Source organism: Peptoniphilus sp. (genome assembly GCF_034090345.1).
Lineage (GTDB): Bacteria > Bacillota > Clostridia > Tissierellales > Peptoniphilaceae > Peptoniphilus.
Genome location: NZ_JAXDSS010000016.1, coordinates 1 through 9377, shown reverse-complemented (window position 1 = coordinate 9377; position 9377 = coordinate 1). Strand labels below are relative to the sequence as shown.

Genomic DNA, 9377 nt, shown 5'->3' with positions numbered 1-9377 from the left:
TTCTTTGATTAAAAATCATTGTTTTATTGATGGGAATAAGAGAATAGGGGTTATGGTCTTACTATATTTATTAGAATTAAATGAGATAAATCACACAATGAGTAATTCAGATGTTATCAAGCTTGGACTTGAGGTTGCAAGTGGAGAAATGAGTAAGGAAGATTTTAAGAGTTTTGTTGAAAATAAGATAATTAAATAAATAGTCGATTTAAGGCAATCCTTAGGGGTTGTCTTTTTTAATACAAGAAAGGAGTTGTTAAATGGCTTATTTATGGGGAAAGTATGAGAGGAAAGCTAATTATAGGACAGAAAAAAGATTAGCAAGTAAACCTTACGATACACGCACAACGCTTAGTTTTCCAAGATTAGGAGATAACCCTAGATTATTTCCTTCTGGAGAACGAAAAGATTGTTATGAGTTATCGGAGGGAGATTTAATCTACACTGATGGTGCTTCTTTTCCAATTTTTTCAAAAGGTGATGTTGTAGTAGCTAAGATAATAAGACGAATTGGTACTGGAAGAACTATTGATTTTTTTGTAGATTTTTACAAAATTGAAGAAATAAGAGAAGTTACTGGCTACTCTCAAGGCTCTTACATCGGTGATGTAAAATCAACATCAAGAAATGCTTATCCAGACAATGGAGAAAGTGGCGGGTACTGGTATGTATACAAAGGCATAGACAATCAAGCTCCATCAATCAGCAGTAGTGATTTAGACTTGGGCTCAAAAACAGAAAACTTTAATGTTGAGTATATTGTATCTGATAGTGATAGTGGAGACACAATCGTTGTAGATATTTTTGAAGATACTGTAAAAAAGGTTAGCGCTAAGTCTATTTCTATAGGTATTAAGAATGTGTATCTTGTGGACGTAGCTAACTTCAACTTAGGCAAGCATACTATAAGGATTGTTGCTAAAGATAAAGCAGGTGCTACAGCTGAAAGAACCTACACTTTTTACAAGTCTAATTCAGCTCCAACAATAAGCGGCGAAGATAGAGATTTGGGAGATAAAAACACTGCTTTTACAGAAACTTTCACTGTCAAAGATAGTAATAATGACCCTGTTTCTGTGATTGTGACTTTAAACGGAGAAGAGATAAAGAACATTTCAAATGCAGGTTCAGAAGAGCAGAGTATTACTATTTCTACCGAAAAGCTTGCAACTTTGGAGCTTGGGAAACAAAATGAAATTATTATTCGTGCGGATGATGGTAAGACTGGAATAACTTATAGAAGACTTACTTTTACAAGGAGCAATCAACCGCCTATTATAAGCGATACAAATGGAGATTTGGGAGTAAAGGATAAAGAATTTACTTTCAAATATTCTATTTCAGATTTAGAAAAGGACAAAATATCCAGCACAACCTATTTAGATGAGAAAGTTATTGAGACTAACGAAAATGTTACAGATGGAAAGATGAATACTTTATCTATAGATAAAAACAAATTTGTTAGGTTATCAAAAGGCAAGCATACTATACGAATCGTCGCAAAAGATGATAAGGGCGGAACGTCTGAAAGGATAAAGACCTTTACTAAAAAGGTAAACAAGCTTGAATTTATTTTAAAGGTAAACAAAACTGACACTTATGCTAAGAAGGTGCTTGCTATTTTAAATAGTATGATTGCTGAGGGAGACGTAGTTAGCATTAAGGCTTGCAACAATTATTCTGATGGAAATCCGACTTGGGAAGATATAACTCAAAAGGCTTTGGCAAAACTTGTGTATCAGTTTACCAACACAACTAAGACAGCTGATACTTGGGAGCTTGCTATTTGGGTGACTGTTACAAAAAATAGTTCTGATGATGTTAAGAGTGTTGTGAGAGGGATTTCAGGAGGTTATGAATAATGGGTTTAATTGTTAAAGGGGATAATATTCCTTTAAGCGAAGTACAAAAATTAAAGGATGGACAAGTAAATAAAGTTATTGCTAAGGTAACGGATCCTGAAATAGTAAAAAAACTTGAAGAATTAAGCAAAACTAAAGAGATGGATGAAATGCAAAGAGCAATGCTTGTTACTGAAATCACAACAATGATACAGAAACAGGAAGAAGATAATTTAAAAGCAATTGCAGAACTTACAAATATGATTGCTATAGGACTTACAGGAGGTATGCAGTAATGAATTTTACAAAAGATAGTATGATAGTAAAGTGTTGGGTAATGCTAATTGAAAGTGGCACAAAAACTTTAAAAGATGTTCCGAAACTTTGGAATCTCAAAGAAGTTGTTACAAATATAATTGAAGGAAAGTGAGGTGACTATAATGTTTAAATTAGGCAAAGACAGTGCAGTTGTGAAGTGCTGGGTGACGCTTGTTATGGCAGGTACTTATACTTTAGAACAAGTACCAACAATCTTTGGTATTAAATCTGCAGTAGAAGAAGTTCTTAAAGAAACAGGACTAACACAAGGTTAAAAAAAGACGGGGCAACATTAAAGCTACTGTCTTTTTTGTTGCCCTTATAATTAAAATGTAATATTTATTTACAAATGCGTGTAAAATGATATAATTATCTTAAGGGGATGATTATATGGCAAATGTAAATTTAAATATTAGACTGGAAGAAAATTTAAAAAATGAATTTTCAAGGGTTTGTGATTCTATGGGGATGAGTATGTCAACTGCATTTAATGTATTTGCTAAGGCTGTTGTTAATGATAGAAAAATTCCTTTTGAGATAAAAGAAACAAATCCTATAGTTGCAGAGTTTGACAATATGGATGATTTTAAAAATTTTGTGGATAGTTTATGAAAAGAAAGATTCAAATTAGGTCTAGCTTTAAAAAAGATTTAAAAAAGATAAAAAAGTCTGGGCTAGATATAGAAAAACTATATTTTGTTGTGGAATGTTTGGCAAATGATATAGTTTTAGATGGAAAATATAAAGACCATAAATTGATAGGCAATTATACAGGGTGCAGAGAGTGCCATATCGGACCTGATTGGTTGTTGATTTATGAAAAGGTAGAAGATAATTTAATATTAATTTTAAATAGAACTGGTTCACATAGTGAATTATTTTAGAGGATAGGCAATCCTTAGGGGTTGTCTTTTTTAGTGTTTCAAAACGAGGTGAATTATGGATGAAAAACAATGTGAAATATATAGACAGCATCTGTTAGAAAAAGTTAATAGGAATGAAATAAGAATAAACGACCACTCAAAAAGGATTGATGCAATAGAACAACACAATAGTAGGACAGATGGAAAGATAGAAAACTTAATAGATAAAATGGATAGTCTTATAACAACTTTACGTTGGGGAATGGGACTAGCAGTAGGAAGCTTTGTAGGCTTCTTTTTTTATGCAGTTCAACACGGGATATTTAAATAGGAGGTAGAAATGTTTGAATTTTTATTTAAACCAATTAAATATAATTACAGTTCAAGAAAAGGCGGAAAAATTAAATATATAGTTATTCATTACACTGGAAACTATTCAAGAGGAGCAGATGCATTAGCACACTTTAGATATTTTAATGCTTGTAATAGAAACGCAAGTGCTCACTATTTTGTAGATGATAAAAGAATTGTACAAATAGTAGGAGATTCATTTTCTGCTTGGCATTGTGGCGACAATCAAGGATATGGGAGAGCACTTAACGGAGTTCAAAATAGAACATCTATATCAATTGAGATGTGCGTAAATAGTGATGGAGATTTCAACGTTGTATATCAAAATACAATTGAATTAGTAAAAAATCTAATGAAGAAATTTAACATACCTGCTAACAATGTATGCAGACATTATGACGTGAGTAAGAAAGACTGTCCTCATGTGCTTAGAGATAACAATTGGGCTAAATGGCATGAAATGAAAGAATTAATAAAAGAACCTATTAAAATGCCAATTGACTTAAGCAAAAACAGCACATTTGGAGTAGTGCAAGCACAACAAAAAGATTTAGATAAAAGAATTGAGGAGGTATCTAAAAAAATTATGGAACAAGATAAAGTTAAAGTAGTTTTAAACGGAAAAATAAAAGAACTAAGAGGTAAGAATATACAAGGAACCAACTATGTGGCCATAAGAGATTTAGCAGAAGTTTTGGGACTTGAAGTAGGATGGGACCAAGACAAACAAGAAGTAATACTTAAGAATAAATAATTAGGGAGTGATAATAATCATGGACGGAATTGTGTCAGCAATTAAAGAATATTTATCTCCCGAATTAATCTTTGCTATTCCTGTGATGATGGCTCTAGGGTCATTGTTAAAAAGAAGTCATAGGGTATCTGATACATTGATACCTCCTATTTTAGCAATTGCAGGAATACCTATGGCATTGTTAATATCGGTTGCTAATCGGTATGATCCAATGACTAAACCGCAGCTAATAGTATGGTTACTGACTGGAATAGGGCAAGGGATTTTTTTAGGATATTCTGCAGTGGGAGTACATCAACAACTTAAACAAAACCAAGAATATAAAAATTTAAAGATTTGGGATAAAAAAGAAGAATTATTGAAAGAACTTAAAGAAGAATTGAAAAATAAAGAAGAAATTTAGCTAAAATAGGCTCATTTTAAAATAAATGGGTCTATTTTTAATTTTAAATTGAAAGTCATGTAATTGTATTAGTTAATAAATAAAATGCTCTTACAATTCAATATATAGAGCGTTTTTTTGAAAGGAGAAAGTAAAAAATGAAAACAATTGATATATTTTATGTAATTTTGAGTTTGGTATCTATAGTGATTACTGGGATAGTAATTCCGCTTTTAAAACAAAAGTACGGACAGCAAAAAATTAATAATACACTAGATATTGTTAAGATTGCAGTTAATGCTGCTGAACAAATTTATTCTAAGCGTGGTCAAGGCAGTTTGAAAAAAGAATATGTAATTCAATATCTTAAAGACCATGGAATTAAAATAAAAGATGATGAACTTGATGCCATGATAGAAGCTTGTGTATTAGAGTTAAACAAGTGGAAAAAAGAAGTTGAAGCACAGCCAGTTGTTAATGTATTGAATACTGAAAAGATAGTTAAGCCAGGGGAATAATCCTCTGGCTTTTTATTGAAAAGAGTATTTTTAGAGTTTATAATAAGTTCCTAATATTGGAATTTAAGATTGATATTTTGAAATTTTAGTGATATCCTTTAGTAAAAGGGGGTAACTATGATTTTTATAAATTTAGCAATTGACAATTTCTATACCTTTGAAAAGTTTAATATAGATTTTACTTTTCCTAGAAAATTATCACGCTCAATAATTGAAAATGAATGTCTAGTATATGCTCCAAAAATAAAATATAAAAGAGTAAATATTATTATGGGCGCTAATGCTAGTGGAAAAACAGCTTTAGGAAAATTTTTATGCTCAGTACAAAATTTTTTAATAGGTAGATCTTGTACATTTATTAATAATGTATACGATAAAGATAAAAAAGCTTCTTTTAAAATTATATTTGTTATCAATAACTATATGTTTGAATATGAGCTCGAAATAGAAAATCACAATATTAAAGAGAAACTAAGGCATATAAAATTATTAAAAGACTATAATTTGAAGGCAGCCTTTAAAGCTTTAGATGAAGTAGATTTTTTTGAAGAAACAATTGAATTAGAGAATATGAATGATGAACTTCCTATATTAAGTAAGGTTTGTGATGGTAAATTTAAAAGTGAAGTTAAATATAAAACTTATTTTCTTTTGAATATGCCATTTTATTATAGGTTTGCTTCTTTTACAGATAAGTCCAAAGTTGATAAAGAAATAGATGATGAGTTATTATTTAAAGTTGAAAAAAATTTAAAAATAATTGATAATTCAGTGAAAGAGGTAAGATCTATAATATCAAAAGATTTGCAGGAAGAAACTGAGGAAGAACAAAAAGATTACTATATTATATTTAAAAATGGAGATAAAATTTTAGTTAAGGATGGAGATATAAAAAATATAGAGAACAATAGATTGTCACAAGGAACAATTGAATCTATAGAATTGTCTTATATAATAAGCGACTTATATAAATATCCAGGAGTTGTTTATTTGGATGAACAAATGGCTTACATGCATACGAAATTATCAAGCACTATGATTTTAAAGCTTATATAAAAAGCTAATGAAATAAAAGATAATGATATTCAGCTTTTTATAACCACACACAATGAAAATGAATTGGATTTAAACATTCCAATTCATTCATTTACTTTTCTAGTTCGCGGTAACGATGGAACTATGTGCGTTAATCCTGAAAAAAAATTAAACAAAAATGATAGAAAATTAATAGAATATGTACAAAATAATTATTTTAATACAAATCCTGATTTAGATGATTTTTGGGAGTAGTTATGGGGCAAAAAAATATTTTGATTGTAGAAGGAGAAAATGAAAAGCATTTTTTTGAAGAATTTAAAGATTATTTAACATCTCCAATGGAAATTAAAGTTTGTAATGTATTACAAGAAAAAATAAAGAAAAATATTACAGGTAAAAAATATGATATAGCTTGTTTTGTTTTTGATATAGATGTTTTATGTAAAAACAACTCTCAAAATCAATGCATAGAAAAGCTAGATGAAAATTTTAAATCTATTTTGTCAAAGAAAAAATATATTTTGATAGAAAGTAAAAATTTGGAAGATGAATTTGTAAGGTGTAGTGAAAGAATAAGTTCATTTAAAGAATTATGCAGTATTTTTAACTGTAAACAAGAATCAACGAGTGAATTTAAAAAGAAATTTAATAACTCAAAAAATTTACCGTTTAAAGAGGGATGGAAGTTAAAAATATTAGAATTATATTCTGAAGGGATTAAATATTTAAATTTATTTGGATTAAAGAATAATTTAAAATCTAATATAAAAAGCGGAAAGAATATCTTTAAAAAAGACTCTGACAAAAGATTAAAAAAATAAGATTAAAAAGAGTGTTTAATGTCACTCTTTTTTGTTGTAAATAAGAAAAGAAAAATGTATATATATGATAAAAAGTATTGTATAATTTTCTAATAGTAAAAATAATTTAATTTGAAATATTGAAAAGTGCCAGAAAAATTTTTGGTGTATCACAATTGTAGATTACAAAAAACGCTAAAAAGGTTTAAATACAGAGAAATAAGCCTTAGCTACGGACCAGAAGGTCAGGGGTTCGAATCCTCTAAGGCGCACCAGTAGTATAACCTCTGTGAATTATTTACAGAGGTTTTTTACTTATGTAATTTGAAATAATGTGGGTATTATATTAATTATTTATAAAATTTGAGGTAAAAGTTATGTTTAAAATAAAGAAGACTTTGGAAATAAGTGCAGCTCATAAATTAGATTTGAATTATGAAAGTAAGTGTCAAAATTTACATGGGCACAATTGGATTGTAAATATATATTGTGAATCGGAAAATTTAGATGAAAATGGAATGGTATATGATTTTACGCATATAAAGAATAAAATTCATAAAAGATTGGATCATGTATATTTAAATGATGTGATTCCATATAACCCTACAGCAGAAAATATAGCTAAGTGGATTGCTGATGAAATCGGGGAGAAATGTTATATGGTAGAGGTTCAAGAAAGTGAAGGAAATGTTGCAATCTATGAAGTATGATGTAAATGAAATTTTTTATAGCATAGATGGAGAAGGACCTAATAGTGGTAAATTAAGTGTGTTTATTAGACTTAATTATTGTAATTTAAGATGCTCTTATTGTGATACAGAGTATGCTTTAAGTAGAGCTGGTAACTTTTTAAGTGTTGATGAAATTATTGATGAAATTGAATTATACGAAATAAAGCATGTTACAATAACAGGAGGAGAGCCTTTAGCTCAAGATTTAGAAGAGCTTATTAGATGTCTTTTAAATTTTGGATATGAAATTGATATAGAGACAAACGGAAGTAAAGATGTTTCAAAATACTTACTGGATAATGTGAATGTAATATTAGATATAAAAACACCTACATCTAAAATGGAAGAGTTTAATTTATTTGAAAATCTAAACTTGTTAAGGAAAAATGATGTAGTAAAGTTTGTTGTGGCTGATGAAATTGATATGAATTTTGTTCAAAAAGTTATGAAATTGTATCCAACGGATGCACAAATCTTTTTGTCTCCAGTTTATGGAGCTGATATAGATAAACTGGTTGAATGCATGAAAAATTACAGAATAAATGCAAGACTTCAATTGCAAATTCATAAATATATATGGGACCCTGAAATGAGAGGGGTATAGCGAGGAGTTGAATTATGAAAACTTTGCATACAATGATTAGAGTAAAAGATTTAGATAAGTCAATGGAATTTTATAAAAAAGCATTAGGATATGAGGTGAGTAGAGTTAAAGATTTTCCTAAAGCTAAATTTACACTTATGTATTTAAGTTTACCGGGAGATGAACAAGAACTTGAATTGACATATAACTATGGTCATGGAAATTATGATTTAGGGGATGGATATGGTCATATAGCCTTAGAATGTGAAGATTTTATTCAATTACATGAACGTTTAAAGAGAGAAGGATATGATGTGACTGATTTAAAAGGTCTTTCAGATAACTCGGCTAATTATTTCTTCGTGAAGGATCCTGATGGATATAAAATTGAAATTATAAAAAAATAATATATTTTTAAGAAAGAAGGATGAGTACACATGAACTTATCCTTCTTTTTAATTAAGTTTGTATATATGGGTTGTTTTTGTAGTCTTGATTTAATGGGGTATTTTGTAACATATTATAGGTATTTGATACTAAAACCTCTTTGTGTATAATTTTCTTTATATGTTTTGAAAAAATAGTTTTATCTGAAAATTTTGTAATGTATTTTATTTTTTTTTCTTTTAGTTTATTAAGTAAGTCTGTTCCATTAGTATTCATACCTAAAACTCTGACATAAGGATGATTAATTGATTCTAAAATAAATTCTCTTTTTAAATCAAAGACTATTTGACATATGAGCCTTCTTATTCTTGATTTAGTATATCTTTTAGTAGATACAAATTCTATATATTCATTATAATCAAGTGTGTCTAAATAACTGTATAGTCTATTTTCGAGCCCTAACTCATAATCCATATAGTTTGAAAAATTTATATTGCCACTTAATAATTTATATTTAAATAGCTGGAAAAAGTTTTGTGAAACATCATTTCCTTTTTCTTGTAGAGCTACATAAGTATTTTCAGGAACTAGATTTTTTAATTCAGAAAAATTTTTGCTTTTGGAGATATTTCTGATAGTTGAAGCCGAGGCAAATCCATCTATTATGATTTCTGAAGAATGTCCTACATTTTTTCTTGGTATAGAAAAAGGAATTATTTCGGAATTGAATTTTTTAAGAGCTTTCACATATTCTATACCTAAAATATTATTAGGTTTATTCATTATTTCAAATTCTATATTAGAAAGATTT

Annotated in this window: 17 protein-coding genes; 16 read left to right on the top strand and 1 reads right to left on the bottom strand. The window is 28.8% G+C overall.

The window, feature by feature from the left end; all coding sequences use genetic code 11:
- The 16 genes from SOR77_RS01630 to SOR77_RS01555 form a co-directional block, all read left to right on the top strand.
- The coding region (locus SOR77_RS01630; RefSeq protein ID WP_320635464.1) for a type II toxin-antitoxin system death-on-curing family toxin at positions 1-199 on the top strand (199 nt) is incomplete at its 5' end.
- 61 nt (positions 200-260) lie between these two features.
- The gene (locus tag SOR77_RS01625; protein WP_320635463.1) at positions 261-1862 is read left to right on the top strand and encodes a hypothetical protein; all 1602 of its coding nucleotides are present in this window, start codon (positions 261-263) and stop codon (positions 1860-1862) included.
- Entirely contained in the window at positions 1862-2137 is a 276-nt protein-coding gene (locus SOR77_RS01620) for a hypothetical protein (protein WP_320635462.1), read from the top strand. Before SOR77_RS01625 ends, SOR77_RS01620 begins: the two co-directional genes overlap by 1 nt.
- Positions 2137-2271, top strand: coding sequence for a hypothetical protein (locus SOR77_RS01615; RefSeq protein ID WP_320635461.1), 135 nt, complete (start codon positions 2137-2139; stop codon positions 2269-2271). Before SOR77_RS01620 ends, SOR77_RS01615 begins: the two co-directional genes overlap by 1 nt.
- A gap of 10 nt (positions 2272-2281) precedes the next feature.
- Complete coding sequence (locus SOR77_RS01610; RefSeq protein ID WP_320635460.1) at positions 2282-2434, top strand: CD1375 family protein; 153 nt, start codon at positions 2282-2284, stop codon at positions 2432-2434.
- A 115-nt stretch (positions 2435-2549) separates the two neighbouring features.
- Complete coding sequence (locus tag SOR77_RS01605) at positions 2550-2771, top strand: type II toxin-antitoxin system RelB/DinJ family antitoxin (RefSeq protein ID WP_004822454.1); 222 nt, start codon at positions 2550-2552, stop codon at positions 2769-2771.
- Positions 2768-3043 (top strand): type II toxin-antitoxin system YafQ family toxin, encoded by a 276-nt coding sequence (locus tag SOR77_RS01600; RefSeq protein WP_084230622.1) that lies wholly within the window; start codon positions 2768-2770, stop codon positions 3041-3043. The genes SOR77_RS01605 and SOR77_RS01600 overlap by 4 nt, the downstream gene beginning before the upstream one ends.
- Before the next feature lie 55 nt (positions 3044-3098).
- Entirely contained in the window at positions 3099-3353 is a 255-nt protein-coding gene (locus tag SOR77_RS01595; RefSeq protein ID WP_320635459.1) for a hemolysin XhlA family protein, read from the top strand.
- Positions 3354-3362: 9 nt separating this feature from the next.
- Positions 3363-4127 (top strand): N-acetylmuramoyl-L-alanine amidase, encoded by a 765-nt coding sequence (locus SOR77_RS01590; protein ID WP_320635458.1) that lies wholly within the window; start codon positions 3363-3365, stop codon positions 4125-4127.
- Between the two features lie 19 nt (positions 4128-4146).
- Entirely contained in the window at positions 4147-4530 is a 384-nt protein-coding gene (locus SOR77_RS01585) for a phage holin family protein (protein ID WP_320635457.1), read from the top strand.
- 137 nt (positions 4531-4667) lie between these two features.
- Positions 4668-5027, top strand: coding sequence for a phage holin, LLH family (locus SOR77_RS01580; RefSeq protein WP_320635456.1), 360 nt, complete (start codon positions 4668-4670; stop codon positions 5025-5027).
- A gap of 117 nt (positions 5028-5144) precedes the next feature.
- Positions 5145-6083 carry an AAA family ATPase gene (locus SOR77_RS01575; RefSeq protein ID WP_320635455.1) on the top strand — a complete coding sequence of 313 codons (939 nt, stop codon included), beginning with the start codon at positions 5145-5147 and terminating at the stop codon, positions 6081-6083.
- Positions 6084-6319: 236 nt separating this feature from the next.
- On the top strand, positions 6320-6886 hold the full coding sequence (locus tag SOR77_RS01570) for a hypothetical protein (RefSeq protein ID WP_320635454.1): 567 nt from the start codon (positions 6320-6322) through the stop codon (positions 6884-6886).
- Positions 6887-7242: 356 nt separating this feature from the next.
- Positions 7243-7575 (top strand): 6-carboxytetrahydropterin synthase QueD, encoded by a 333-nt coding sequence (gene queD / locus SOR77_RS01565; protein WP_320635453.1) that lies wholly within the window; start codon positions 7243-7245, stop codon positions 7573-7575.
- Positions 7553-8200, top strand: a complete 648-nt coding sequence (locus SOR77_RS01560; protein WP_320635465.1) for a 7-carboxy-7-deazaguanine synthase QueE — start codon at positions 7553-7555, stop codon at positions 8198-8200. The genes queD and SOR77_RS01560 overlap by 23 nt, the downstream gene beginning before the upstream one ends.
- Before the next feature lie 14 nt (positions 8201-8214).
- Positions 8215-8586, top strand: coding sequence for a VOC family protein (locus tag SOR77_RS01555; protein WP_320635452.1), 372 nt, complete (start codon positions 8215-8217; stop codon positions 8584-8586).
- 52 nt (positions 8587-8638) lie between these two features.
- Here SOR77_RS01555 and SOR77_RS01550 read toward each other — a convergent pair.
- Positions 8639-9377 (bottom strand): nucleotidyltransferase family protein (locus tag SOR77_RS01550; RefSeq protein ID WP_320635451.1); only part of this gene is annotated, 739 nt, incomplete at its 5' end.